This is a genomic window from Solirubrobacter phytolaccae (assembly GCF_027587195.1).
Taxonomy (GTDB): domain Bacteria; phylum Actinomycetota; class Thermoleophilia; order Solirubrobacterales; family Solirubrobacteraceae; genus Solirubrobacter; species Solirubrobacter phytolaccae.
This window is the reverse complement of the sequence record NZ_JAPDDP010000005.1, coordinates 40,562-66,673: the sequence shown is the minus strand read 5'-3', so window position 1 is coordinate 66,673 and position 26,112 is coordinate 40,562. Positions and strand designations below refer to the sequence as shown.

Here is a 26,112-nt window from a genome sequence, read left to right as displayed (position 1 = left end):
TCGATACGTCCGCGATATCCGCTTGGCGCACCAGCGGCCGGGTCACGATCCGGTAACGCCCGCGCTCCACGCGCGGGCGTAGCGTCGGCGGATGGCCAGGGTCAACCTTCCCGCGCAGGAGCAGCACGTCACCCGCCGCGAGGCGCTGCGCCGCGGCGCGGCGTTCGTCGCCGGCGCCTCCGTCGGCGCGCAGGTGCTCGCCGCGACCGGCGCGCCGGGCGCACAGGCGGAGACGATGCGCGAAGTCGCGCGCCGTGCCGCCGACAAGCCGGGCTACGGCCCGTTGACGCCGGGCACGGGCGAGTTCGCGCTGCCCGCGGGCTTCACGGTGTTCAGCTTCGGCGTCGCCGGCACGCCGATGAGCGACGGGCTGCCGACTCCGAACTTCCATGACGGGAGCACGGTGGCCGACGCGGGCAACGGTCGGCTCGCGTTGATCCGCAACCAGGAGGGCTACGACCCGGGCAAGGCCCTCGGCCCCTCCCGCGCCTATGACCGGGTGGCGCAGGGCGGCGTGACGACCTCGTTGTGGGACCCCGTGACCGGTCAGCTGCTCGGCTCGAGCCTCATCCTCAACGGCACCGACAACAACTGCAACGGCGGCCAGACGCCGTGGGGCAGCTGGCTCTCAGGCGAGGAGTCGACCGTCGGCAAGGCGGAGGGGTTCGAGAAGCCGCACGGCTACGTCTTCGAGGTCCCGCTGACGGCGACGACGCCGATCGAGCCCAAGCCGCTCAAAGCGATGGGGCGCTTCTGCCACGAGGCGTGCGTGGTCGACCCGCGGACCGGCGTCGTCTACATGACCGAGGACAACGGCGACCCCGGTGACGGCTTCTACCGCTTCATCCCGAAGGTCAGCGGCAAGCTCGCTCAGGGCGGCAGGCTCGAGATGCTCGCCGTCCGCGGCCGGTCGAAGTACGACACCGCGACGGGCCAGAAGGTCGGACCGACGCTGCAGTGCGAGTGGGTGCCGATCAAGGACCCCGACCCGACCGACGCCGAGCGCCACCCGGACGCGGTCTATCAGCAGGGACGTGCGCTCGGCGCCGCCCGCTTCGTCGGCCTCGAAGGGGCGACGTTCTCCGGCGGCAGCGTCTACTTCGTCGCCAGCGAGGCGGGCGAGAAGGAGAAGGGCCAGATCTGGCGCTACACGCCGTCCGGGACCAAGAAGGGCAAGCTGACGCTGCTCTACGAGTCGCGCTCGGGCAAGGTGCTCGACCAGCCCGACGGGCTCACCATGTCACCTCGCGGCGGCGTGGTGGTCTGCGAAGACGGGGACGGCGAGGACGTCAACGGCGGCACGAACTCGCTGCGGGTGCTCACGCCGAAGGGCACGCTCGAGACGTTCGCCCGCAACGACACGCCGCTCGACCTGCACCAGTGGGACGACGAGATCAAGCCCGGCTCGATCGGCCGGTCGGAGTGGTCCGGCGCGTGCTACTCGCCCGACGGCAAGTGGCTGTTCGTGCATCTGCAGTATCCGGGCAAGACGTTCGCGATCACCGGCCCGTGGGAGAAGGGCTGGCTCTAAGCCGCAGGGAGTGACACGCGGACGGACAGACCGCCCTCGTCGCGCGGCATGAGGGCGAGCCGTCCGCCGTGCGCCTCGGCCACGCTGCGCACGATCGACAACCCCAGACCGGCACCTTGCTGGCCCGTGCGTCCACCGCGCTCGAACGGCTCGATCAGCCGCGCGGCGACGTCGGAGGAGACGACCGGCCCCGAGTTCACGACGTCCAGCACCGCGCCCTCACCGGACGCGCGCGTCGTCACTGACACGAAGCCACCCGGCGCGTTGTAGCGGACGCCGTTCTCGATCAGGTTCGCGGCGAGGCGCTCGAGCAGCCGCCGTTCGCCCCGGACGCCGGCGGGCTCGAGGTCGAGCCGGACGTGGACGCCGCCGGGCCGCACCCGTGTCGCCGCGGCGCGCGCGGCGGCCGCCAGGTCAACCGACTCGACCGAGGCCAGGCCGTGACCGGAGCGCGCCAGCACCATCAGGCCGTCCAGCAGCGCGTCCATGTCCTCCACGGCGGCGACGATCTCCGTGCCCATCGCCCGGAACTCGGCGACGTCGGCGTCCGGGTTGGCCATCGCGACGTCGGCCTCGGTGCGGATCACGGTCAGCGGCGAACGGAGCTCGTGCGAGGCGTTGGCGACGAAGCGCTCACGCGCGTCGAAGGCCGACTGCATCGAGCGCAGCTCGCGCCCCGCCAGCCACCAGCCCAACGCGCCCGCGACGAGCGACGCGCCGGCCAGGAAGAGCAGGTACTGCATGCCGAGCTGCGCCTGCGACGCGTCCGCCGCGGCTTCGCCGAGGGTGCGGTGCAGGTGACGTCCCATCAGCCAGTAGGAGACGCCGAGCAGCACCGCCACGAAGACGACGAAGATGCCGCCGTAGATGACGGTCAGCCGGACACGCAGGTTGGCGATCAAATTCGGTAGCCCGCTCCTCGCACGGTCTCGATCAGGACGGGCTCGCCGAGCTTGCGGCGCAGGCCCATCACGGTCATGCGGACGGTGTTCGAAAGCGGGTCGAGCATCTCGTCCCACGCGCGCTCGAGCAGCGTCTCGGGCGTGACGACCGCGCCCTGCGCCTCCAGCAGCGCCTCCAGCACCGCGAACTCCTTCGGCGTGAGCTCGAGGTCGCGGCCACCGCGCGTGGCCTCGCGCCGGGACGGGTCCAGCACGACGTCGCCCGCGCTCAGCACGGCCGGGCGCGCCTCGCCGGTCCGCCGGCCCAGCGCGCGCAGGCGCGCGACCAGCTCGGCGAAGCGGAACGGCTTCGACAGGTAGTCGTCGGCACCCAGCGCCAGCCCTTCCACCAGGTCGTCGGTGGAGCGCGCCGCCGTCAGCATCAGCACCTTCGTGCGCGGCTGCTCGGCCGTCAACGCGCGGCACACGTCGTCACCGTGCAGCTCGGGCAGATCGCGGTCGAGGACCACGACGTCGTACGGGTTGATCCGCGCTTTGTACAGCGCGGCGGCGCCGTCCTCGGCGACGTCGACCGCCATGCCTTCGCGGCGCAGGCCACGCGCGACGGCGGAGGCGATCCGGGGATGGTCCTCGGCGACCAGGATTCGCATGACCGTCAAGGTAGGTTCGGTAACTCAAGACGCGCTCAACGGCGCTTATGGGGATCTGACGAACCGCTCGCCAGAGTCGACTCCATGCACGAATACGACGAGAACACCGCGCGGATCGAGCACGACGACCCGCGGGCGGGCCTCGAGAGCGCGCTGTACGAGCTCAAGCGCGTGATCGTCGGTCAGGACGCGATGCTCGAGCGCCTGCTCGTCGCGCTCCTCGCCGGCGGCCACGTGCTGCTCGAAGGCGTCCCCGGCCTCGCCAAGACGCTGACGATCAAGACGCTGTCCGACGTGCTCGGCGGCTCCTTCAAGCGCGTGCAGTTCACGCCGGACCTGGTGCCGTCCGACCTCGTCGGCACGCGCATCTACCGCCCCGACACGGGCCGCTTCGACACCGAGCTCGGCCCGGTGTTCGGCAACTTCCTGCTCGCCGACGAGATCAACCGCGCGCCCGCCAAGGTGCAGAGCGCGCTGCTCGAGGTCATGCAGGAGCGCCAGGTGACGATCGCGGGCGAGACCTACCCGCTGCCGAAGCCGTTCCTGGTCATGGCCACCCAGAACCCGATCGAGAACGAGGGCACGTACCCGCTGCCCGAGGCCCAGGTCGACCGCTTCCTGTTCAAGCTGCTCGTCGACTACCCGACCGTCGGCGAGGAGGCCGCGGTCGTCGGCCGCGCGATCTCGCCGCCCGCCCAGGTCCGCGAGAAGCTCTCAACCGAGGACCTGCAGCGCTACCAGGAGCTGTCCCGTCGCGTGTACGTGGACCGCGACGTGATCGCCTACGCCGTCGCGCTCGGCGACGCCACGCGCCACCCCGGCAAGTACGGCCTGCACGAGCTGGAGGGCCTGATCGAGTTCGGCGCCTCGCCGCGTGGTCCGATCGGCGCCGTCCAGGCCGCTCAGGCGCTCGCGCTGCTGCGCGGCCGCAACCACGTGGTCGCCGAGGACGTCGCCGACCTCGCCGCGGACGTGCTGCGCCACCGCCTCGTGCTCACGTACGACGCGCTCGGCGACGGCGTGAAGGCCGACGACCTGCTCGACCGCGTCCTGGACCGCGTCGGCGGCGTGAAGGCCGCGCAGACCACGGAGCGGATCGCGGCGTGACACGCCCGTCGAGCGCCCACGCGCGGGAACGAGCCTCTGGCGAGTTGCCGCCGAAGTATGCGAGCGCGCAGCGCGAGTCATACGTCGCCACCCCGGCCGGGTCTCAGGGACCCGGCCCGATGCAGACGGCGCTGGTCGAGGCCCTCGACCTCGTCCTCGCCGATCGCGCGGCCGGTGCGCTCCCGGGTGAGCGCCGCGCGGCCGGGCTGGGACTGGGGACCGAGCTCGCGCAGATCCGGCCCTACCAGGTCGGTGACGACGTGCGCAAGCTCGACGCCGCCGCCAGCGCGCGCACCGGCGTCCCCCACGTCCGCGACCACGTGCCCGAGCGCACGCTCACCACGTGGCTGCTCGTCGACACCTCCGCGTCCATGGCCTTCGGTACCGCCGAGCGCCTGAAGTCCGACGTCGCCGAGGGCGTCGCGCTGGTGATCGGCCGGCTGGCCGTGCGCCGCGCGGGCCGCATCGGCCTGCTCACGTGCGGCGCGCCCGAGCCGCAGCAGCTGCCACCGAGCGCCGGCCGCTCCGCGCTCGTGCACCTGCGCCGCGCACTCGGCAAGGGCGTGGCCAGCGACGGCCACGCGCCGGAGGACGCGCTCGCCCAGGGCATGCGCCGCATCAACCGCCTCGCGCGGGGACACAGCCTCGTGGTGGTCGTGAGCGACTTCCGCGAAGGGCCCGGCGCCGCCGCCGCGGGACGCGAGCCGCGCGCCGGGGACGTGCGGCCGGGGAGCGTCCCGCGCGGCGGCGTCGCGTGGCCGGCCGGCGAGTCGCGCGACGGCGCCTGGGCCGGCGGCGCCACCAATGTGCCGGGCGGCGGGAGCCGCGGGTTCGGCGGTCGTGGCGGCGCCGCCGAGCGTCCCGAATGGACGCGTGCGCTCGCGGCTCTCGGCGCCCGGCACGACGTGCTCGCCGTCGAGGTCTTCGACCCGCGCGAGCACGAGCTGCCGGACGTCGGCCACCTCACGCTGGTCGACCCCGAGACGGGCGCGCGCGTCGAGGCCGACTCGTCCAGCCCGGAGCTGCGGCGCCGGTTCGCCGCCGCGGAGCTCGCGCGCCGCGACCAGCTCAAGTCCGCCCTGCGCTCCGCCCGCGCGCGGCACGTGGAGGTCGGCACGGATCAAGACTGGCTGCGCGCGCTCGGAAGGACCCTTAGATGAGCTTTCAAGCCCCACTGTTCCTGCTCGGCCTCACGGTCGTGCCGCTCGCGATCATCGCGCTGCTGCTCGCCCGCCGGCGGCCGTCGAAGTACGTCGTCCGCTTCCCGGCGACGGCGACGCTCGCCGCGATCGCACCGAAGCACGGTCGGCTGCGCAAGGTCCTCCCGCCCGCGCTGCTGATGCTCGCGCTGGCCGGGATGGCGGTCGCGCTCGCGCGGCCGGAGGCGACCGTCGCGGTGCCGGTCGAGCGCGCGAGCGTCATGCTCGTCACCGACACGTCCGGGTCGATGAACGCCACCGACGTCGCCCCCAACCGGCTCACCGCCGCCAAGCAGGCCGCGGACCGCTTCCTCGAGAACGTGCCGGAGCAGCTGCAGGTCGGCCTGGTGGCGTTCGCCGACAGCGCGCACACCGTCATCCGGCCCACGCAGGACCGCACGACCGTGCTGTCCACGCTCGACGGCCTGCAGGCCGAGGGCGGGACCGCGACCGGCGACGCCCTGGCCTCGGCGCTCCAGGCGCTGGAGACCGGTAAAGACAAGCCGCCGTCCGCGATCGTGCTGCTCTCGGACGGCGCGAGCAAGAACGGGCAGGACCCGGCCTCCGTCGCCGAACAGGCGCGCGCGGCCAACGTGCCGATCTACACCGTCGCGCTCGGCACCGCCGAGGGCGTGATCGAGACGATGGGTCAGACGCTGTCCGTCCCACCGGACCCCGAGGCGCTCCAGCAGGTGGCGGACATCTCGGGGGGCCGCGCGTTCACCGCCGAGGACGCCGACGCGCTCGACGAGGTCTACGAGACGCTCGGCTCGCGCATCGGCACCAAGCAGGAGAAGCGGGAGGTCAGCGCCGGCTTCGCCGCATTCGGCCTGCTCGCCCTGGCGGGCGCGGCGTTCACGTCGTTGCGTTGGCGGGGTCGGCTGCCGTGAGCTCGGCGACGAGCTCGTCGATGATGTCCAGGCCTTCCTGAGCGCCGGACTCCATGCCGGTCCCGATGATCATGTCGCGGATCTCCTTGGAGTCCACGCTCGTGGTCATCGTCAGCCGCGTCCGACCGCCCTCGAGCGCCTCGAAGACGTTCGTGTTGAGCGCCGCCCCCGCCTCGGGCGGCGCTCCCTCGTACACCTCGGTGTTGACGAGCCGGACGGCCTCGTCGATCTCCTGGTACTCGCCGTGGAAAGCGACCTCGAAGCCGCCCTCGCCGGCTTCCATCACGTAGCGCCACGCGCCGCCGACGCGCAGGTCGATCTCGCAGCGCTTCATCGTGCCCCGCTTGCCGGGCCACCAGCGCGAGACCAGCTCGGGCGTCGTCCACGCCTTCCAGACGAGCTCCGGCGGCGCGTCGAACTCCCGCGTCATCACGATCTCCGTGTCCGTGGGCAGGGTCAACACGGCTGAACCGCTACGACTCGTCATCGCGAGCCTCCTTGTCTTGTAGTTCTTCCAGGACCGCGTCCAGGGCGTCGAACCGCTCGCTCCAGGTGCGCTCGTAGTTCGAGACCCAGTCGTGGATGGGCTTGAGCCCGTGGCCGTTGAGGCGGTAGACCCGCATCCGGCCCTGATCACGTGCGTCCACCAGACCCACCTCTCGGAGGACCTTCAGGTGCTTTGAGACCTGTGGCTGGCCGAGCTCGAGCCGGGCGACGATGTCGTTCACCGGGCGCTCGCCCTCCATCAGCAGATCGAGGATCTCGCGCCGCCGCGGCTCGGCCACCGCGTTGAACACATCCGCTGTCGTCGCTGCTCGTGCCACGACGAACAACATATACCCATATCGGTATATGTCAAGGGCCGATCGGAGGAACCGGGGTTCATCCCCCGTGTGTCCGCTCAGGTGATCAACGGGCCCATATGGGGTGCCGACCCTAAGTTCGTGACCACCTTCCGCCCGCATATCGCCGTGCTCGCGTTCGCAGCGTGCCTGGCAGCAGCCCTGTTCGGGCCGCTCCAATCCGCGAACGCCGCCATCAGCTCCACCTACCCGACCGCCACCGACAGCCGGGACTTCCGGTCGTCCAACGGTTCATGGAGCGCCACTGCCTCCACGGGCGGCCTGCTGTGCATCCCGCCGCTCACCTGCCCCGCCGCGGCCGGCGAGTTCGTCGCCAACGGTGGCACCGGCGGCTCGAGCGACGGCTACATCCGGGCCACGTTCGTCACGGCGATCGGCGTCGCGAGCGCCTCCGAGGTCACCTTCCGCTCCCCCACCTTCGTGGCGGCGAACGCCAACAACTCCGGGACGCTGAGCTTCAACGTCCGCAACGGCCTCGGCTCGCTGCTGACCGTGCTGGGCGGCACCGCCACGGTCAACGCCGCGATCGTCGACGTCAACGACCCGACCCGCAGCGTGCGGCTCGCCGACACCAACATCGACGGCACCGCCGCGTTCACGCCCAAGCAGGTCTCCGTGCCCGCCGGCGCCGTCGCCGCCGGCCGTACCTACCGCCTCGACCTGCAGGTCTACTTCTCCGCCGGCGTCGCCGCGCTCCTGCAGTCGGGCAACGTCGCGCTCGACGACGTCAACTTGACCACGGTCAAGCTGCAGAACCCGACCTCGCTGAGCGCCGTGGCCTCCACGTCGGGCCAGGTCGCGATCAACGGCTCGGTCAACCCGAACGGCCTGTCGACGTCGGTCCGCGTCGAGTACGGCACGACCGCCGCGTACGGCACCAGCGTCGGCCCGGTCGTGGTCACCGGCACGGGCGCGCAGGCCTTCAGCATCCCGGTCGCCGGCCTGACCGCGGGCACCACCTACCACTACCGCACCGTCGCCCAGAACTCCGACGGCACGCAGACGACGAGCGACGCGACGTTCACCGTCCCGTTCGTCCCGGCCAACTCGGCCCCGAACGTCACCGGCGCGCTGAACTCGCGTTCACGCACCGTCACGTACGACCAGGTCGCGGGCACGACCGGCGTCACGATCGAGGTCCTCAACGGCGACGGCACGGTCGCCGGCTCCACGGCCGACAACGACCTGAACGGCAACGCGACGATCACGCTGCCGAACACGGACGGCACCTACGGCGTGCGCATCAAGCGCGACGGCGCCGGCGGCGGCCAGTCCACGAGCACGCAGGTCCCGGCGCTGCTGGACCGCTCGGCCCCGTCGACGGCGGGCATGAACGCGTCCGTCGCCCCGTCGCTGTCCTCGGACCGTGTCCGCACCGTCACCTTCACGATGCCGGTCGACGCCGTCAGCGCCGAGGCGCAGGTCATCGACAGCAATGGCGCCGACGTCGGCTCGCCGGTCACCGCGACGGGCGGCAACGCGTCCGTCACGCTCGGCACGCCCGACGGCGACTACCGCGTCCGCGTCACCGTCCGCGACGCCGCCGGCAACGGCGCCGACGTCGTCACCAACGCGGTCGCGCTCGACCGCACCGCTCCCTCCGTGGGTGGCGCGCCGCTGGTCACCGGCGCCGACTCCTCGCGGAACCGCACCGTCACCTTCACGCGCGACAGCGACACGTTCAACGCCACGGTCGAGGTCCTCGACAACAACGGCGCGGTCGTCCTCACCACGAACGTCGCGAACGGCGGCACGGCCCAGATCACGCTCCCGGACGCCGACGGCGCCTACAGCGTGCGCGTCCGCCAGACCGACGCCGCCGGCAACGCCTCGGCCAACTCCGGCCTGACCGGCATCACGCTCGATCGCCAGCCGCCCGCCGCCGGCGCCGCGCCGACGGTCACCGGCGCGCTCGCCAACCCGGTCCGCAACGTCTCCTTCACCCGCCCGGTGGACGCCTCCACGGCGATCATCGAGGCCGTCCGCCCCGACGGCACCGTCGCGGCCACGAGCCCCGTGGCCAACGGCGGCGCGGGTACCGTCACGCTCCCGTCCGACGGCGCGTACGACATCCGCGTGCGCTTCGCCGACACGGCCGGCAACGAGTCGCTGACGCCGAACACGCGCGTCACGCTCGACACCACGACGCCGGGTGGCATCACCGCCATGCCCGTCGTCAGCGGCGCCACCAACGACCCGAACCGCACCGTCGTCTTCACGCGTGACCCCGGCACGACCAGCGCCGAGATCATCGTCACCTACGGCAGCAACCCGACGCCGGTCATCACGCAGAGCGTCGCGGCCGACACCGACACGATCACGCTCCCGGGTCCGGACGGCACCTACCACGTGATCGTCAAGCAGATCTCCGGCGGCACGACCTACACGTCGGACCCGCGTGACGTCACGCTCGACACCGCCGCCCCGAGCGCCGGCGCCGCGCCGGCCGTCAACGGCCCGCGCAACGACCCGCAGCGCACGGTGATCTTCACCCGCGCCAACGACGCCGCCCAGGTGAGCGTCGAGGTCGTCGCCAACGGCAACGTCATCAGCACGGTCAACGTCCCGTCCGGCAACTCCACGCCGATCACGCTCGGCAGCTGGGACGGCGAGTACTTCGTCCGCGTCCGCCAGAGCGACGCGGCCGGCAACTCGGCCGTGACGCCGGACACGCGCGCCGTGCTCGACCGCACCGCTCCGGTCGCCGGCCCGGCCCCGACCGTCACCGGCGCCGACAACGATGCGACGCGCCACGTGGCCTTCACCCGCGCGCCGGACGCGACCACCGCCACGGTCGAGATCGTCCAGGGCGGCGTGGTCGTCGACAGCGTCGTCCTCACCAGCGGCGACGAGACCGACGTCACCCTCCCGGCGGACGGCAACTACACGATCCGCGTGCGTCAGACCGACGCCGCCGGCAACGACGCGACGACGCCGGCGACGCCCGTCGGGCTCGACCGCGGCGCTCCGGCCGCCAGCGGCGCCCCGAACGTCACGGGCGCCGTCACGACGCGCACCCGCACCGTCGCGTTCACGCGCGCCGGTGACGCCGTCACCGTCAAGGTCGAGGCCACCCGCAACGGCGTGACCACCGCCTACGACGTCCCGAGCGGCGCGACCACCGACATCACGCTGCCCGACACGGACGGCGACTACGCCATCCGCGTGCGTCAGCTCGACGCCGCCGGCAACGACTCCGTCAGCCCGGCGACCGACATCACGCTCGACCGCACCGGCCCCGCCGCCGGCCCGGCCCCGACCGTCAGCGGCTCCGTCAACGCCCCGGCGCGCCACGTGACCTTCACGCGCGCCACCGACACCGACCACGCGCGGGTCGAGGTCGTCGACGGCAACGGCACGGTGGTCGCCACGGCGAACGTCCCGACCGGCAACGAGGCCGACGTCACGCTGCCGGCCGACGGCACCTACACGGTCCGTGTCCGCCAGTACGACGCCAACGGCAACGACTCGGTGACCCCGACCACGACCGCCAAGCTCGACCGCAACGGCCCCGTCGCCGGCCCGGCGCCGACCGTCACGGGCGACGGCAACAGCCTCAACCGTCACGTCAAGTTCACCCGCGCCGGTGACGCGGTGACCGCCACGATCGTGGTCGTCAAGGCCGCCGACGGCTCCGAGACGACCTTCCCGGTCGGCGCGGGCGACGAGGCCGACATCACGCTCCCGACCGCGGACGGCACCTACACGGTGTACGTGCGCCAGACCAACGGCAACGGCAACGACTCCGACACCCCGGTCACGACCGTCTCGCTCGACCGCGCGGCCCCGGCCGCGGGTGGCGCGCCGACCGTCACGGGCGCCGTCACGGTCCGCCAGCGCGCGGTGACGTTCACCCGCGCCGGTGACGCCGCGACCGCCCGCGTCGAGATCCTCGACGCCAACGGCACCTCGGTCGGCACGGTCGACGTCCCGAGCGGCAACACCGCCAACGTGACGCTGCCGGACACCGACGGCGCCTACCGCGTCCGCGTCCGTCAGTGGGACGGCGCCGGCAACGACGCCGTCACCCCGTCCGCCGACATCGCGCTCGACCGCACCGGCCCGGCGGCCGGCGGCGCGCCCACCATCACGGGCGCGACCTCCAGCCGCACGCGCACGGTGACGTTCACCCGCGCCGGTGACGCGGCCGCCGCCGCGATCGAGGTCCTCGACGCCAACGGCAACGTCATCTCCAGCACGAACGTCGCGGGCAACAGCGGCGACGTCACGCTCCCCGACGTCGACGGCACGTACTCGATCCGCGTCCGCCAGACCGACGCCGCCGGCAACGCCTCCGTGACCCCGGTCGCGCCGGCCACGCTGACCCGCGGCACCACCGGCACCGGTGGCGAGGACACGGGCGGCACCGGCAACACCGGTGGCGGCGGGACCGGCATCGGTGGCGGCGGCGGCACGGGCGGCACGGAGACGAACCCCGGCAGCGGCCAGGCCGTGGCCTCCGACCCGGGTGGCTTCGGCTCCCTGCTGACCGACTGCTACGGCGCGTCGGCGAGCAAGCTCGTCCTCAGCGACGTCAAGCTCGCGGGCTCGACGGTCACCTTCGCCGGCCTCAGCGTGTACGCGCCGGGCACGAGGATCGCCATCGTCGACTCCAAGAAGCGCACCGTCACGACGGCCAGCGCCGACGCCACCGGCCGCTTCACGGCGACCGCGACCGCCCCGGTCAAGGCCGAGCGCAAGACGATCCGCTACACCGCGGTCGTCGGCGCGGTCAAGACCAAGGCGCTCAAGCTGGTCCGCGCGACCACGCTGACCACCGTCTCGGTCTCCGGCAACACCGCCACGCTGACCGGCAAGATCGTCGGCGCCAAGGGCTCCGTCAAGCTCGCCGTCCGCGGCGGCCGCGGCGCCACCGCCTGCAAGGGCGGCGGCGGCAAGCTGAAGTTCGTCGGCAAGGCCAAGTACAGCCGCAAAACCGGCAAGTTCTCCGTCAAGGTCAACCTGCCCAAGGGCACGGCCGGCAAGACCGCCGTCCGCGTCCGCGTCACCGGCGGCATCAACAGCGCCTCGCTCTACGTGATCAAGTAGCGCCCAGGATCAACTCGGCGGCGATCGTCGGCACGTCCACCTGTGGACAATGCCCGACGCCGTCGAGCTCGATCCACTCGGCGTAGGCGAGATCGCGGCGGTACCGCGCCGCCGCGGCCGGCCACGGAAGCAGCTTGTCTGAAGTGCCCCACACGATCCGTGTGGGGCACTTCGGCGTTTCCAAGGGCCATGCCGACTGCGCCGCGAAGGCGATCATCCGCGGCGCCTCGGTGCACAGCGCGCCCGCCCGGATGACCTGCACGACGAGCTCGGCCGGCACGTGGTCGGTGTGCTCGGCCATAAACGCCAACGCTTGCTTGCGTCCCTGCGCGCTTGAGGCGATGAACGCCGCGTTGCGCTCGGCCCCGCGCGTGAGCGCGTGTGACTCGGCGTTGAGCGCGAGCGTCGCGCGCTGCTCGGCCGCGTCGTCCCAGCCGCCGGCGGGCGCGAACGCCGTGACCGTGCGCGCCCGGCCACGCGCGGCGAGCTGCAGCGCGACGTAGCCGCCGAGCGAGTTGCCGACGACGTGCGCGGTCTCGTACCCGGCATCGTCCATCGCCCGCTCGACCGACTCGACCATCGTCGTGTCGGTGATCGTCGCCGGGAGCGGCGGACCGCCGAGGTGGCCGGGCAGCGCCGGCGTCAGCAGCGCGTGACGGGACGCCAGCCGCGGCTTCACCAGCTCCCACACGTCCGGGGAACCGGTGAAGCCGTGGATCAGGACGAGTGGGGTCAGCGCGGGGTGTACTCCGCCACGATGAACGGCGGCTGGAACTGGTCGCTCGTGATGCCCGTGTTGAGCGTCGCGAAGCGGTACTCCTGGTCGGACGCGGTCACCAGCGTCGCGTCGCCACGCTTGCGCTCCGGCGGCAGGAACGCGGTCGCGGTCGTGAAGTTGAACCGCTTCGCGTCCTTCGAGAGCACCTCGCGCTTGCCCGTGCGCGAGTGGATCCGGATCAGCTGCAGCCGGAACGGGTCACCGGCGTAGATCCACGGGTCGCTCCGGTCGTACGGGTCGAACGTGATCCCCTTCAGGCTCTCCAGGTCGTACTTTCGCTTGGCGACCGTGACGATCTCCGCGGCGCGCTCAGCGGCCGGCCGCGACGTGTCCCGCAGCGTCGAGAGCTTGAGCTTCTGGACGCCGCCCGCGCACGTCGACGACAGGTAGAGCTCGTCGCCGCGCACCGCGAGCGAACCCGCGCCCGGCGCGAAGTTCCCCGGCGCCGCGAACGGCAGCCCGCCGACGGTGTGGCCCGAGCCCAGGAACGGGCAGCCCGCCAGGCCGGGCAGCGGCGCGGCCGGGTCGGTCGGGACGAGCGCCGGCTTGATCGTGCCGTTGCGCGCGATCAGCCACAGCCCGCCGAGCACCGACTCCGACACGACGTACTCGCCGTTCGGGAGCACCTCGACGTCCTCGGCGAACGCGAGCGGCTGCCCGGCGAAGTCGACCGTGCGCGTGAGCTTGGCGCTGAACTTCCCCTTGCGGCTGGTCTTGTACTCGTAGTCGTAGACGACCGGCGGGCCCTGCGGCGGGAACCCGCCCGCGTCGAGCACGACGAGCTTGCCCTCCTCCGGCGCACGCAACGTGAACGGCAGCTTGAAGCCGCCGGGCGGCTCGGGCAGGACGGCCTTCTGACGTCCGGTGTCGCGGTCGAGCGCGACGACGCGCGGCCCGTCGGTGGCCACGCCGATGCCCGGCTCGGTGACGAACACGTAGTCCTCGGCACCGGCGATGCCGTGGATGAGCGAGTCACGTTCGGCGAGCGTGGTGGCGCGTCCGCCGGACTTGGCGGACGCGGCCTGCGGCGCGACGAGCAGCGCCAACGCTGCCAGCGCCGAAAGGAGGAACCTCATGAGACGGAAAGGTAGTGGTGCGGCTACGCCGCTGCGTACAGCTCGGTGCGGTACGCCGCGTCGCGCGTCTTGGCGCGGTAGCACTCCTGGATGCGCTCCACGAGCGGGTTGTGCGGATACGTCACCGGGCGCCCGTCGAACGAGCCGATCGGGACGACGCCCGCGCCCGACCCGCACACGAACGCGCCGTCGGCGGCGTGCAGCTCCATCGGCCAGATGTCGCGCTCGACGGCGTCGATGCCCTCCTCGGCGGCGATCTCCAGCACCGTCCGGCGCGTGATGCCGGGCAGCGCCGCGCGCGTGGTCGGCGTGACCAGCTGGTCGCCGACGACGATGAACAGGTTCGCGCCCGTGCACTCGGCGACGGCGCCAAGGGAGTCCAGCATCACCGCGTCGTGGACGCCGAGCTCGCCGGCCTGCTGCTTGGCGACGATCGCGTCGAGGTAGTTCAGGGACTTCACGTGCGCGCCCAGGGACCGCGGCGCCTTGCGCACGATCGCGCTCGTGAACAGCTTGATCGGGTCGGCGCCGAGGAACGGCGGGAACGGGTACGCGCTCACGATCAGCGACGGGACCGGGCACAGGCGCGGGTCGATGCCCGGGCCGCCGAAGCCGCGCGTGATGATCGGCCGCACGTGCGCGTCCCGCAGCTCCGAGCGCCGCACGACCTCGCCGATGATGTTGAGGATCTCGTCGGTCTCGACCGGCAGCGCGAGCCCTAACGAGCGTGCCGACCGCGCGATCCGCTCCATGTGCAGCTCCGCGCGGAACAGGCCGCCGTCGAACACCCGCATCCCCTCGAACACGCCGTCCCCGTACAGGAAGCCGTGATCGAAGATCGAGACGGACGCTTCAGCGACGGGCTTGTACTCGCCGTTGACGTACGCGACCAGCCCAGTGGTGTCGAAGCTCATGGAATCTCTCTCCTCAGGAACGCCAATACGCGCGGGTCAGGATGACCACGACCGGGATGATCTCGACGCGGCCGAGCCACATCAATACCGTGCAGATCCAGGTCGACAAGTCGCTGAACGGCGCAAATGAGCCGTACGGGCCAGCGAAGCCGAACGCCGGGCCGACGTTGCCCAGGCACGCGGCGGCGGCGCCGAACGCGTCGAACGCGCTCAGGTCCTCCCCCGCGCGGCGTGCGTCGGCCACCAGCCCGAGCGCGCCGACCGCGAACGTGACCAGGTAGAGCAGCACGAAGACGATCGTCGAGCGCAGCGCCTTCTCGTCGACCACGCGCTTGTTGGCGCGGATCGGGACGATCGCCTCGCGGTGCACGGTCTGCTCGAGCTCGCGCCGGACGAGCTTGAACAGCAGCAGGTGGCGGATGATCTTGATGCCGCCGCCGGTCGAGCCCGCCGACGCGCCGGAGAACATCAGCAGCAGCAGCGTGACCGTGGCGAGCGGGCCCCAGACCGCGTAGTCGGCGGTGGCGAAGCCGGTCGTGGTGAGGATCGCCGTGGCCTGGAAGAGCGAGTGGCGGATGCCCGCCTCGCCCTCCTCGTAGCCGCCGCCGATCACCTCGATCGCGATCAGGATCGTCCCGATCACGATCAGCGCGAGGTACAGCCGCAGCTCCTCGTCGCGCGTGAGCACGTCGAACCGGCGCTGCACGAAGAACCGGTACAGGCGCAGGAAGTTGATCCCCGCGATGATCATGAACACGAGGATCACGTACTGGGTGATGGGCGCGAACGCGGCCACCGAGATCGTGCGCGTGCTGAAGCCGCCGAGCGCGACCACCGACAGCGCGTGCCCGACCGCGTCGAAGAACGTCAGCTCCTCGTCGAGGCCGGACCAGCCGATGAAGCCGAGCACCGCGATCGCGATCAGCGTGAGCACCACGTACAGGCGCCACAGCCGCCGGGCGGTCTCGCGGATCGTGTCGCCGAGCTGCTCGATCTCGGTCGGCCCGGCGAGCTCGGACTGCAGCAGCTGGCGCCCGCCGATCCGCAGTCGCGGCAGGATCGCGACGGCGAGCACGATGATGCCCATGCCGCCGAGCCAGTGGCTGAGCTGGCGCCAGAAGAGCATCGAGCGGTCCAGCGCCTCGACCTTGGGCACGAGCGTCGCGCCGGTCGCGGTGAAGCCCGAGACCGCCTCGAAGTAGGCGTCGATCGGCCGGCTCAGCACCGGTCCGCCGTCCAGGATGTACGGCAGCGCGCCGAACATCGGGATCAGCAGCCACAGCAGCGCGACGACCAGGAAGCTCTCGCGCGGCGTGACCGCCGCGCCCTCTTTGTCGCCCGTGATCTGGTCCAGCGTCCAGCCCGCGACGCCCGTGATCACGGCGGCGACGACGAACGCCCACCAGCAGGACTCGCCGTAACCGATCGCGACCACGACCGGCAGCAGGAACGCGGGCGCGAGCCACTTGAGCACGCCGCCGACGAGGTCCAGCGCGGCCCCGACGTCAATCCCGGTCCGGGGCCGCTTCACAGCACGCGCTCGACCGTGGACGCGCGCCGCGACTCCACGAACACGATCACGCGGTCACCCGCGCGCAGGATGTCCTTCGAGTGCGGGATGATCGCGTCGCCGCCGCGGATGATCGCGCCGACCACCGAGCCGGTCTCGGGCATCTGGTCGAAGCGCAGGCCCGCGAGCTCGGACTCCGCCCGCACCGTCAGGTCGAGGATCTCGAACCGGTCGTCGTCGAGCATCGCGATCTGACGCAGCCGCGGGTCGTGGCCGAAGCGCACGAGCTCCTCCGCGATCACCTGGCGCGGGTTGATGGCCACGTCCACCCCGCCGCGCTCGTAGACCTTCAGCGACGTCTGGTCGTGCGCGAGCGCGATCGTCAGCTGCACGCCGTGCGCCTTGGCCAGCACGGCGCTGAACAGGTTGCCGGGGTCGTCATTGAGGGCGAACACCGCGGCGGTCGCGCGCCCGATCCGCTCGCGGTCGAAGAACTCGGGGTCGAAGGCGCTCGCGTGGAAGACGCGCGCGGCCGGGATCTCCTCCGCCACCTCGCGCGCCCGCTCCGCCCGGCCCTCGACGAAGCGCACGCGGATGCCGCGGTCCAGCAGCACGTGCGCGATCGTCGTGCCCATCCGGCCGCCGCCGAAGATCACGATGTCGTCCACGCGCTGGTGCTCGCGCGAGATCAGCCGGCTCCACTCGCGCGCGGCGTCCGGGGAGCCGATGACGACGATCCGGTCGCCGGCCAGGATCCGCTCCGAGCCGCGCGGGAACGTCAGCTCGTTGCCGCGGATGATGCTCACGACCTTGGAGTCGTGTGGCAGCTCGGCCTCGCGCAGCGGCCGGTCGATGACGTCGTGGCTCGCGCCCTCGGGCACGTCGAACTCGACGACCTGGACCTTGCCCTCGGCGAAGACGTCGGTCTGGCGCGCGGCCGGGATGCCGATCAGGCCCGAGATCGCGTTCGCGGTCTCCAGCTCGCTCGAGACCATGAAGTCCACGTCGATCTCGCGCTCGCGCCAGGCGTCCAGGTACTCGACGCTGGTCGTGCGCACGACCACGCGCGCGCCGCTGAGCTTCTTGACCAGCATGGCCGCGACGAGGTTCGCCTCCTCGCGTGAGGTGGAGGCGATGAACAGCGAGCAGTTCTGGATCCCCGCCTCGCGGATGATCCGCTTGGTCGTGCCGTTGCCCTCCACGACGCGTACGTCGTAGCGGTCGGCCACGGCGGTCAGCCGGTCGACGTTCGTGTCGATGACCGTGATCTCGTGCTCCTGGTACAGAGCACTCACGATCGCCCGACCCACGTGGCCGGCGCCCAGCACCACGATCCGCATGGACGGGCAGGGTACGCGTTTCTCTCGTTTGTCAGAGAGGTTGGTCGTGAGCTTGCTACACGCGTCTGACGAGATTCGGTGGAGTCCCCTTTAGCGTTCGGGAGGGGGAGCACCACGAGGTCGGGAGGGTGGACGGGTGGATTCATCGATGCGGCGGCGCGAGTTCATGGCGGCGTCAGCGGCGTTTGCGGCGGGAGCGATGCTCAAGCCTGGGGCGACGCTGGCGGCGATTCCGGGCGCGGGGAGCGCGGGGCCGCTGCCGGACTACGTGGGCGCGGGCGCGACCGCGCCGATCCGGCCGTTCCCGCTCTACGACGTGACTTTGGGCCCGGGTCTGCTGAAGGAGAAGCAGGACCGGATGCTGACGTTCCTGCGCGCCTACGACGAGCGCCGCTTCCTGGTGCTGTTCAACCGGCTCGCCGGGCGCCCGAACCCGGCCGGCGTGCAGGTGCCGGGCGGCTGGGAGGAGGGCGGGCTGCTCAGTGGGCACTGGACCGGGCACTACCTCAGCGCGCTCGCGCAGGCCGCGAGCGCCGGCGACGCGGTGCTGGGCGACAAGCTGCGCTGGGTGGTCACCGAGCTCGGCGCGGTCCAGGACGCGCTGGTGGAGAACGGGCTGGTCGTGCATCCCGGCTACCTCGGCGCCAAGCCCGAGGACACCGTGCTGCGGCTCGGCCCGCCGCGCTTCGCGATCTACGGCCAGAACCAGGACCTGAACACGTGGGCGCCCTGGTACACGCAGCACAAGCTGATGCGCGGGTTCCTGGACGCGTACACGCTCACGGGCGACCTGCGCGCGCTCGAGATCGTCTGTCGCATGGCGGATTGGGCGCACCTGGCGCTCACCGTCGGCGACGTCATGCACCCGGACTACGCAGGCCCGCCGACGCGTGAAGACCTCAACTTCATGTGGGACACGTACATCGCGGGCGAGTACGGCGGGATCAACGAAGTGCTGGTCGAGCTGGGCGAGCTGACCGGGAACCGCACGTACGGGCGGATGGCGCCGCTGTTCGACTCGCGCGAGTCGCTCTTCCAGGCGTGCGTCGAGAACCGCGACATCCTCGTGTTCGAGGCCGGCAAGCAGCCGGGGCGCCGCCGCCAGCAGCGCCTGCACGCGAACACGCACGTGCCGAACTTCGTCGGCTACATGCGGATCTTCGAGCGGACCGGCTTTGCCGACTACCACACGGCCTCCAAGCACTTCTTCGGCATGGTCGTGCCGCACCGCATGTACGCGCACGGCGGCACGAGCGGCAACTTCGCGGGCGCGAACAACAACATCGAGTGCTTCCAGAACCGGGACAACATCGCGAACTCGATCGCCGAGAACGGCGCCGAGACGTGCACGACCTACAACCTGATCAAGCTCGCGCGCAACCTGTTCTTCCACGACCCGGATCCGGCGTACATCGACTACGTCGAGCGCGGGCTGTTCAACATGATCGCGGGCTCGCGGTCGGACACGAACTCCAACTCCAACCCGCAGGTCACGTACTTCCAGCCGTTGACGCCCGGCAACCGCAAGGGCTACGGGAACACGGGCACGTGCTGCGGCGGCACGGGGATGGAGAACCACACCAAGCACCAGGAGTCGGCCTACTTCCGCTCCGATGACGACGCGACGCTGTGGGTGAACCTGTTCATCCCGTCGACGTTGTCGTGGACACAGCGCGGCGTGACGGTGACCCAGGAGACCGACTTCCCGCGCACGCAGGCGACGAAGCTGACGTTCGGCGGCGCGGCGGCGTCGTACACGGTCAAGCTGCGCGTGCCGGCGTGGGCGACCAAGGGCTACGAGGTGCGCGTGAACGGCGCGGTGCAGGCGTTGGACGCGGCCCCGGGTTCGTACGTGGCTCTGACGCGCCGCTGGGCGGCCGGCGACACGATCGAGATCGCGTTCCCGTTCTCGATCCGGATCGAGCGGGCGCTGGATCGGCCGGACACGCAGTCGGTGCACTACGGGCCGCTGCTGATGCCGATCCTGGGCACGGTCGCGGCGGGGGCCTTCCAGCAGCTCTCGCTCTACCGGCACCTGAAGCTCGACGGCGACTACGAGCGCGCCGCGATCACGCGCTCGACCGGCATGAACTTCGTCGCCGGCGGGCTGACGCTGCGCCCGCACTACGTCGGCGACACGCAGGCGCACTCGCCGTACTTCCGGCGGGCCGAGCCGGAGATCGTGTTCGGCGCGGTGCGGACCGGCGTGCCCAACGTCAAGCGCGACGACGACCTGCCGAGCTACGACGTGCCGGTCACGGGCGTCGTGTCGCCGGGTGACGAGGGACTCACGTTCCTGGATGTGGTGTGGGACCAGGCGCCGTTCGCGTCGCACGCCGCGTTCGTGGCCGCGGTGGACGCCGCCGCGGCCACGCTGTTGACGGCCGAGCAGCGCGCGACGGTCGTCACGGCCGCGCAGTCGGCCGAGGCGGAGCTGCGCGTCTGATCGCTCCCGGAGCGTTGTGGGAGCCCGAGGTCCGCGCCGACCGGCACGCGTTCTACGCGCGTGTCCGGGCGGTCGGCGCGCCCGTGCTCCAGGTCCATCCGGACACGGCCGAGCGTTTCTGGATCGTCGCCCGCTACGCCGACGTCCGCGACGGGCTCACGCATCCCGACCTCGGCCATCAGCTCGCGGGAACGCCCGAGCCGGCGACGCTGCTCGAGCGCCTCGACGCGCGCCAGCTGATCAACCTGGACCCGCCCGAGCACACCCAGCTGCGGGCGTTGGTCAGCCGCGCGTTCACGCCGCGGGCGGTCGCGGCGCTGGAGCCGCGGGTAGTCGCGATCGTCGACGCGCTGATCGACGCCGCGCTGGAGCGAGGCACGTTCGACGGCGTGGCGGAGCTCGGTGAGCCGATGCCGGTCGCGGTCATCGCGGAGCTGATCGGCGTGCCCGAGGAGGACCGCGGGCGGTTCCGGGCGTGGTCGGCGGCGATCATGTCCGGCGAGGACCGGGACATGGCGACGCTGGCGTTCGCCGCGTGGGTCGACGCGCTGGCCGACGAACGGGCGGCGCGGCCCCGCGAGGACCTCGTGTCCGCTCTGGCGGCGCTGGAGGGTCTGGCGCGAGAGGACCTGATCGCGATGGTGCAGCTGCTCTTGATCGCGGGCCAGGAGACCGCCGTCTACACGATCGTCAACGGCCTGCGCGCGTTGCTGTCGCATCCCGAGCAGTGGGCCGCGCTGTGCGCGGACCCGCTGCTGGCGGCGCTGGCGGTCGAGGAGATCCTGCGCTTCGACGGCCCGGTCGAGATCGCCCCGCCGCGGTTCGCGCAGCGGGACGTGTGGCTCGGCGGCACGATCCCGGCGGGCGAGCGGGTCGGGCTCGCGCTGCTCGGCGCGAACCGCGACCCCGAGGTCTTCTCACGCCCGAACGCGTTCGACATCCAGCGCGGCGAGAGCGGCCGTCAGCTCGGCTTCGGGCACGGCATCCACTACTGCCTCGGGGCCGGGCTGGGGCGGCTGGAGGCGCGCGTGATGTTCCGCCGGCTCGCCGAGCGGATGCCGGGCCTGCAGCTCGCGGAGGACCCCGGCGGCGGCTGGATCGCGCCGCACAGCGGGACGCTGCCGCTGGCGGTCAGTCGGCCCTGACGCCGCCGCCGTCCGGCAGTTGCCGCCGGGCGAACTCGGTCGGCGAGGCGCCGGCGAACTGGTGGAAGTCGCGGACCATGTGCGCCTGGTCGTAGTAGCCGGCGTGCTGGGAGATGTCGGCCCAGCTGCGCGCGCTGTCGATCAGCGCGACCGCGTGGTTGAAGCGCAGGATCCGGGCGAGCAGCTTCGGCGAGACGCCCACGTGCTCCTGGAAGCCGGTGTTCAGGTGGCGGCGGCTGCACTGCAGCTCGTCCGTGAGCGTGGCGATCGACACCGTGCCCTGCGTGGCCTTCAGGCGGGCGAGGGCGCGGGTGATGCTCGGGACGGGAGAGAGCGCGTCGTCGAGGCGGTTGAGGAAGAACGCGTCGAGGAGGTTGAAGCGCTGCTCGTAGTGGGTGGCGGTGGCGAGCTGCTCGTGCAGGTCGAGCCCCGGCCGGTTCAGGAGCTCCTCGAGGGAGACGACCCGGTGCGTCAGGTGATGCATCGGCAGCCGCAGCAGCAGGTGCGCGCCGACGGGCGTGAGGTCGATCTGGACGCCGCGCTGCGCGCCGTTGGTCTCGCTGATCGCGTACGTGTCGTGCAGGCCGGCGAAGAAGCCCGTGGCGTGGGTCGTCCAGCCGGAGTCGGGCGCTCGGATGCGGATCGGCGCACCGAGGTTCACGATCGCGACGATCCGGTCGCCGGGCAGCTCGCGCCGGCGCACGAAGCTGCCCGTCCGCTCGTCGTAGTCGCAGTACTGGATGACGTAGCCGTCCAGGCGCGGGTCCGGCAGCGCGTGGGCCATCTCCCACCTGTCCTGCTCGGAGACGTGCCGGACGACGCGGGTCACGGCTTCGGCGGCTCGTGGAGCCCGAACGGCGAGCCCTGGTCGTCCTTGCAGAACTTGAAGCGCCCGAACTTCGCGACGTTCTCGGGCTTGTCGTCGTCGAAGCCCTCCTGGACCTCGCCGCCGAGCTCCTGCACGCGTTCGAGCGCCGCGTCCAGGTCCTCGACCTGGAAGAACACGTACGGCCACACGCCCTTGTCGTTCGGGTGCATGCCGCCGGGCACGCCGCCGGTCTTGATGCCGAACCCCTGCATGGCGGGCCCGGTCTCGAACTCCCACCCGAACATGGCTCCGTAGAACGCGCGGCCCTTGTCCGCGTCCTCCACCCCGAGCTCGAAGAAGCTGATGCTGGTCATGGGTGGGACCGTACGCCCGGTCAGCCGCCATGTCTTGGACGAATGTGATCGGCGACGAACGCGCGCAGGGTCGTCGGCGTCGTAGTCGTCGCGTCGCGCGGCTGCTCGGGCGTGAAGCCCTCGCGCAGGCCGGTGGACATGCCCATCAGCGCGTCGACCTGCCGCTCGTTCATGGCGTCGACGCCTTCGGTGGCGTGCGCGACGGCGTCCGCGTCGCTGAGATCGGTTTCCACGGCGTCGACGAGCCCGCCGAGGTCACCGAGCTTCGTGGGGTCGCGGACGAGCACGCGCGGGCGTACCCCAGCGCGGATGAGCATCGCGGTGACGTGCCGGCCAACGTTGCCGGTGGGTGTGGTAACTGCGATCACACCGGTCAATTCTCACGTAGACCCAAGTTCGAGGCGTCACGACCGAACTACCAGAAGATGATCAGACATCGTTTTCTCCCGATCCTGCTGGTGGTCGCCGCTTGCCTCACCTTCGCGTCCGCGGCCAGCGCGCAGGCGACGCGCACCTGGGTGTCGGGAGTCGGCGATGACGCGAATCCGTGCTCGCGCCCCGCGCCGTGCAAGACGTTCCAGGGGGCGATCTCCAAGACCGCGGCGTCCGGCGAGATCAACGCGATCGACCCGGGCGGGTTCGGGGCCGTGACGATCACGAAGGCGATCACGATCGACGTCCGCGGCCTCAACGCCGGCGTGCTCAGCTCGGGCTACAACGGCATCAACGTCAACGCCGGCGCCAACGACGACGTCGTCCTGCGCGGGCTCGACATCTCCAGCACGACCTGCACCCACGCGGGCGTCCGGATCCTTGGCGCGGGCAACGTCCGGATCGAGAACTCGACGATCTCGCAGCACGCCAAGGCGATCGAGGTCGCGCCCAGCGCGTCGGCCACGAACGTGCTCGTCAACCGCGTCGAGATGTCCGACAACTGCACCAACGGCGTCGCCGTCGCGCCGACCGGCACCGGCACCGCCGCCGTGACGGTCCGCGGCAGCTCGATCTCCAACTCCGGCACCGCGGTCAGCGTCGCCGACGGCGGCACCGCATGGCTCACGGGCAACCTGCTGTTCGCCAACACGCTCGGTCTCGAGGCCACCGGCACGGGCAAGCTCAACGACTACGGCGACAACCGCTTCATCGGCAACACCGACAACGGCAAGGCCACGACGGACCTGTCCACCACGACGGCGACCGGCCCCGCCGGCCCGACGGGCGCCACGGGCGCGACCGGGGCCGCCGGCGCGACCGGCCCGCAGGGCGAGCCCGCGATCAAGCTCCTGCTCGCGCCGTCCGCGCGCAAGCTCACGACGCGCGCCGGCCGCACGGTCGTCCTCTCCTACGGCTCCACCGTGCCCGCCTCCAGCACGCTCACGATCAGCCGCAAGGGCAAGGCGCTGGCGCGCGGCAAGGCCTCCGCGAAGGCCGGCGCGAACGCCGTCCGCGTCTCCACCAAGGGCCTCGCCGGCGGCCTGTACACACTGACGCTCCGCGCCACCGGCGCGGACGGCCAGACCGCCACGTCGAAGGTCACGCTCAAGCTCCGCGGGCGATGAGTCTCGCCGCCCGCACCAGTCTGTGCGGGCATGGCCTATGAACCCGTAGTCGTCAGCTTGCCGATCGCCGACCGCCGCACCTCGCTCGAGTTCTACCGCGAGGTGCTGGGCGTGGAGGCGTTCGGGGCTCCCGCCGACGACGGCGTCCCCGAGCCGTTGCAGTTCGCGCTCAACGCGGGGCTGCACCTCATGCTCGTCCCGCGCGGCGGGTTCGGCTGGGTGATCGGGGACCGCACAGCCGCCGCGCCCGGCCACAGCGAGTGTGTGCTCAGCGTGACCGGCGACGTCGACGCGCTGATCGCCCGGGCGCGTGCGGCGGGCGGCGTGATCGTCGGCGAGCCCGAGCAGCAGCCCTGGGGCTACACCGGCACGTTCGCGGACCCCGACGGCCACCTGTGGATGGTGGCCGCCGAGACGGTTCCTAGTTGAGCAGCGTCCAGGGGTCGAAGTCGTCGATCGCCACGACGCGGATGCGCGGCAGCGGGACGGTGAAGGCGCCGACGTCGTCCTCGAGGTCGAAGAGCTCGAGGTTCTCGATCTCGGTCAGCAGCCCGCTCGTCATCTCGCGGAAGCCGATCAGCCCGATCCGGCGGCCGGGCTGCTCCGCGAGCTTGGCGACCTGCGGGGCGAAGTCGCCGTCGTGGCTGGCGAGCAGGAGGTCGCCGTGGCCGCGCTCGGTGAGGGCCTCGATCGTGCGCTGGATGGCGACGTCGACGACCTTGACGTCCGGCGCGCCGCTCAGCAGCACCGGGCGATAGTCGAGCGCGGTCAGCGCCTGGACGAACGCCATCGGCACGGTGCCGGAGGCGTTGAGGAAGAACAGGCCGCGGACGGGCTGCTCCCAGACGGAGCGGGCGTAGTCGCGGACGCGATCCCAGCGGGGACGCTCCTCGGGCGCGGGGCGCCGGCCGAGTACACCGGCGCCGAGCGTCGCGTCGATGTTCTCGCCGTCGATGAGCAGGAACGTCTCGGGCACGAGGCGAGCATAGGCCGTCAGCGCAGTGGCTCGCGCCGCGGCACGTTCCCGCTGAAACTTACTTGCTGTTTGACAAGCAAGTTACTACCGTGTGGGTCATGCCCGACTTCACCGACGCCGACCTGGACCGCTATCTCGCCGAGGACCCCGGCGGGCCCGTGGTGATGCTCAACCTGCTGCGCTTCCGGCCCGAGGGCGGGCGTGCGCGCTACGACGACTACCGGCGCGCGCTGGCGGCGACGGGCGTCGGCGCGGACGCCGAGCTGCTGTTCTTCGGCACGGGCGCCGGGAGCGCGTTGGAGGGCGAAGGCTGGGACGGCGTGGCGCTCGTCCGCTACCCCGGCCGTAAGGTGTTCGTGGAGATGGTCCGGTCGCCCGAATACCGCTCGATCGCGTACCTGCGGCGTGAGGCGCTGCTCGACGCGGTGCTGCAGCCGACGACGTGGCTGGCGTAAGGCGCACCCAGGCCGAACGGCGCGCGGAGACCGAGCGCCGGCTGCTCGACGCGACGATGGAGCTGATCGCGTCGCAGGGCGTGCGGGCCGTGACGCTGGCCGCCGTGGGGGCCGCCGCCGGGTACTCGCGCGGGATCGTCACCCACCAGTTCGGGTCGCGCCAGGGGCTGCTCGACGCGTTGACTTTGGAGTTGCAGAACCGGTTCGTGCCGCCGGACACCGACGACGTGCTCGAGCTGGTCGACGCCTACCTGGCGGCGTTCGAGGTGCGGCCTTTGGACACGCGCGTGTACGCGGTGCTGTGGGCCGAGGCGCAGGCGGGCGACGCGGACCTCCTCCCCGCCTTCGAGGCCCGCGACGCGCGGTTCGTCGCGACGGTCGCCGGCTATCTGGACGGCGACACGGCGATGGCGGCCGTCGTCGTGGCGTTGCTGCGGGGTGTCGCTTTGGCGCGCCCGGACGACGTGCGCGCGCAGGTCCGGCGCCTGCTGGCGCGCGGCGTCGCTTGATTCACCGGTTCTTGTTCGTTTAGAGTCTCTT

24 protein-coding genes are annotated in these 26,112 nt (G+C 71.8%); 11 read left to right on the top strand and 13 right to left on the bottom strand.

What is annotated here, in order from left to right; translation table 11 throughout:
• Positions 1-91: 91 nt before the first annotated feature.
• Entirely contained in the window at positions 92-1,531 is a 1,440-nt protein-coding gene (locus OJ997_RS04160; RefSeq protein ID WP_270023764.1) for an alkaline phosphatase PhoX, read from the top strand.
• Here OJ997_RS04160 and OJ997_RS04155 read toward each other — a convergent pair.
• Positions 1,528-2,433 carry a sensor histidine kinase gene (locus OJ997_RS04155; RefSeq protein ID WP_270023762.1) on the bottom strand — a complete coding sequence of 302 codons (906 nt, stop codon included), beginning with the start codon at positions 2,431-2,433 and terminating at the stop codon, positions 1,528-1,530. The two genes, OJ997_RS04160 and OJ997_RS04155, sit on opposite strands and share 4 nt — an antisense overlap.
• Positions 2,430-3,083: a response regulator transcription factor gene (locus OJ997_RS04150; RefSeq protein ID WP_270023761.1), complete on the bottom strand. Its 654-nt coding sequence runs from the start codon at positions 3,081-3,083 to the stop codon at positions 2,430-2,432. The genes OJ997_RS04155 and OJ997_RS04150 overlap by 4 nt, the downstream gene beginning before the upstream one ends.
• An 84-nt stretch (positions 3,084-3,167) precedes the next feature.
• Here OJ997_RS04150 and OJ997_RS04145 point away from each other — a divergent pair, with 84 nt between their 5' ends.
• From OJ997_RS04145 to OJ997_RS04135, 3 genes are all read left to right on the top strand, one after another.
• Complete coding sequence (locus OJ997_RS04145) at positions 3,168-4,190, top strand: AAA family ATPase (protein WP_270023760.1); 1,023 nt, start codon at positions 3,168-3,170, stop codon at positions 4,188-4,190.
• A gap of 119 nt (positions 4,191-4,309) precedes the next feature.
• Positions 4,310-5,350 (top strand): DUF58 domain-containing protein, encoded by a 1,041-nt coding sequence (locus tag OJ997_RS04140; RefSeq protein ID WP_270023759.1) that lies wholly within the window; start codon positions 4,310-4,312, stop codon positions 5,348-5,350.
• The gene (locus OJ997_RS04135) at positions 5,347-6,279 is read left to right on the top strand and encodes a VWA domain-containing protein (protein ID WP_270023757.1); all 933 of its coding nucleotides are present in this window, start codon (positions 5,347-5,349) and stop codon (positions 6,277-6,279) included. Before OJ997_RS04140 ends, OJ997_RS04135 begins: the two co-directional genes overlap by 4 nt.
• On the opposite strand, the gene OJ997_RS04130 is transcribed toward OJ997_RS04135, so the two are convergent.
• A complete protein-coding gene (locus OJ997_RS04130) occupies positions 6,245-6,742 on the bottom strand; it encodes an SRPBCC family protein (protein WP_270023756.1) in 498 nt (165 codons plus the stop codon). The two genes, OJ997_RS04135 and OJ997_RS04130, sit on opposite strands and share 35 nt — an antisense overlap.
• A 10-nt stretch (positions 6,743-6,752) precedes the next feature.
• The gene (locus OJ997_RS04125) at positions 6,753-7,103 is read right to left on the bottom strand and encodes an ArsR/SmtB family transcription factor (RefSeq protein WP_270023876.1); all 351 of its coding nucleotides are present in this window, start codon (positions 7,101-7,103) and stop codon (positions 6,753-6,755) included.
• A 120-nt stretch (positions 7,104-7,223) separates the two neighbouring features.
• Here OJ997_RS04125 and OJ997_RS04120 point away from each other — a divergent pair, with 120 nt between their 5' ends.
• Positions 7,224-12,191: a beta strand repeat-containing protein gene (locus OJ997_RS04120; RefSeq protein ID WP_270023754.1), complete on the top strand. Its 4,968-nt coding sequence runs from the start codon at positions 7,224-7,226 to the stop codon at positions 12,189-12,191.
• On the opposite strand, the gene OJ997_RS04115 is transcribed toward OJ997_RS04120, so the two are convergent.
• The 5 genes from OJ997_RS04115 to trkA are packed head-to-tail and all read right to left on the bottom strand — an operon-like array spanning position 12,184 to position 17,809.
• Positions 12,184-12,927: an alpha/beta fold hydrolase gene (locus tag OJ997_RS04115; RefSeq protein ID WP_270023875.1), complete on the bottom strand. Its 744-nt coding sequence runs from the start codon at positions 12,925-12,927 to the stop codon at positions 12,184-12,186. The two genes, OJ997_RS04120 and OJ997_RS04115, sit on opposite strands and share 8 nt — an antisense overlap.
• A complete protein-coding gene (locus OJ997_RS04110; protein ID WP_270023752.1) occupies positions 12,924-14,045 on the bottom strand; it encodes a hypothetical protein in 1,122 nt (373 codons plus the stop codon). Before OJ997_RS04110 ends, OJ997_RS04115 begins: the two co-directional genes overlap by 4 nt.
• 23 nt (positions 14,046-14,068) lie before the next feature.
• Positions 14,069-14,959 carry an aminotransferase class IV gene (locus OJ997_RS04105; protein WP_270023751.1) on the bottom strand — a complete coding sequence of 297 codons (891 nt, stop codon included), beginning with the start codon at positions 14,957-14,959 and terminating at the stop codon, positions 14,069-14,071.
• Positions 14,960-14,972: 13 nt separating this feature from the next.
• On the bottom strand, positions 14,973-16,490 hold the full coding sequence (locus OJ997_RS04100) for a TrkH family potassium uptake protein (RefSeq protein ID WP_270023750.1): 1,518 nt from the start codon (positions 16,488-16,490) through the stop codon (positions 14,973-14,975).
• A complete protein-coding gene (gene trkA / locus OJ997_RS04095; protein WP_270023749.1) occupies positions 16,487-17,809 on the bottom strand; it encodes a Trk system potassium transporter TrkA in 1,323 nt (440 codons plus the stop codon). Before trkA ends, OJ997_RS04100 begins: the two co-directional genes overlap by 4 nt.
• 136 nt (positions 17,810-17,945) lie before the next feature.
• Here trkA and OJ997_RS04090 point away from each other — a divergent pair, with 136 nt between their 5' ends.
• Both OJ997_RS04090 and OJ997_RS04085 read left to right on the top strand, forming a co-directional pair.
• Positions 17,946-20,255, top strand: a complete 2,310-nt coding sequence (locus tag OJ997_RS04090; RefSeq protein ID WP_270023748.1) for a glycoside hydrolase family 127 protein — start codon at positions 17,946-17,948, stop codon at positions 20,253-20,255.
• A 14-nt stretch (positions 20,256-20,269) separates the two neighbouring features.
• On the top strand, positions 20,270-21,400 hold the full coding sequence (locus OJ997_RS04085) for a cytochrome P450 (RefSeq protein WP_270023747.1): 1,131 nt from the start codon (positions 20,270-20,272) through the stop codon (positions 21,398-21,400).
• On the opposite strand, the gene OJ997_RS37350 is transcribed toward OJ997_RS04085, so the two are convergent.
• From OJ997_RS37350 to OJ997_RS04070, 3 genes are read right to left on the bottom strand one after another with little or no spacing between them, the layout of a single operon-like run.
• Positions 21,387-22,229, bottom strand: a complete 843-nt coding sequence (locus tag OJ997_RS37350) for a helix-turn-helix domain-containing protein (RefSeq protein ID WP_270023746.1) — start codon at positions 22,227-22,229, stop codon at positions 21,387-21,389. The genes OJ997_RS04085 and OJ997_RS37350 overlap by 14 nt on opposite strands.
• Complete coding sequence (locus OJ997_RS04075) at positions 22,226-22,582, bottom strand: VOC family protein (protein ID WP_270023745.1); 357 nt, start codon at positions 22,580-22,582, stop codon at positions 22,226-22,228. The genes OJ997_RS37350 and OJ997_RS04075 overlap by 4 nt, the downstream gene beginning before the upstream one ends.
• Positions 22,583-22,602: 20 nt before the next feature.
• Positions 22,603-22,950, bottom strand: a complete 348-nt coding sequence (locus tag OJ997_RS04070) for an SDR family oxidoreductase (RefSeq protein WP_270023744.1) — start codon at positions 22,948-22,950, stop codon at positions 22,603-22,605.
• Positions 22,951-23,007: 57 nt separating this feature from the next.
• Between OJ997_RS04070 and OJ997_RS04065 the strand changes: the two genes are divergently transcribed.
• On the top strand, positions 23,008-24,141 hold the full coding sequence (locus tag OJ997_RS04065) for a right-handed parallel beta-helix repeat-containing protein (protein ID WP_270023742.1): 1,134 nt from the start codon (positions 23,008-23,010) through the stop codon (positions 24,139-24,141).
• 30 nt (positions 24,142-24,171) lie between these two features.
• Positions 24,172-24,570 carry a VOC family protein gene (locus OJ997_RS04060; protein ID WP_270023741.1) on the top strand — a complete coding sequence of 133 codons (399 nt, stop codon included), beginning with the start codon at positions 24,172-24,174 and terminating at the stop codon, positions 24,568-24,570.
• Here OJ997_RS04060 and OJ997_RS04055 read toward each other — a convergent pair.
• Positions 24,563-25,117 (bottom strand): NYN domain-containing protein, encoded by a 555-nt coding sequence (locus tag OJ997_RS04055; RefSeq protein ID WP_270023740.1) that lies wholly within the window; start codon positions 25,115-25,117, stop codon positions 24,563-24,565. The two genes, OJ997_RS04060 and OJ997_RS04055, sit on opposite strands and share 8 nt — an antisense overlap.
• 98 nt (positions 25,118-25,215) lie before the next feature.
• On the opposite strand from OJ997_RS04055, the gene OJ997_RS04050 reads away from it, so the two are divergent.
• Both OJ997_RS04050 and OJ997_RS04045 read left to right on the top strand, forming a co-directional pair.
• Complete coding sequence (locus OJ997_RS04050; protein WP_270023739.1) at positions 25,216-25,572, top strand: DUF1330 domain-containing protein; 357 nt, start codon at positions 25,216-25,218, stop codon at positions 25,570-25,572.
• Positions 25,560-26,081, top strand: coding sequence for a TetR/AcrR family transcriptional regulator (locus tag OJ997_RS04045; protein ID WP_270023738.1), 522 nt, complete (start codon positions 25,560-25,562; stop codon positions 26,079-26,081). The genes OJ997_RS04050 and OJ997_RS04045 overlap by 13 nt, the downstream gene beginning before the upstream one ends.
• Positions 26,082-26,112 lie beyond the last annotated feature (31 nt).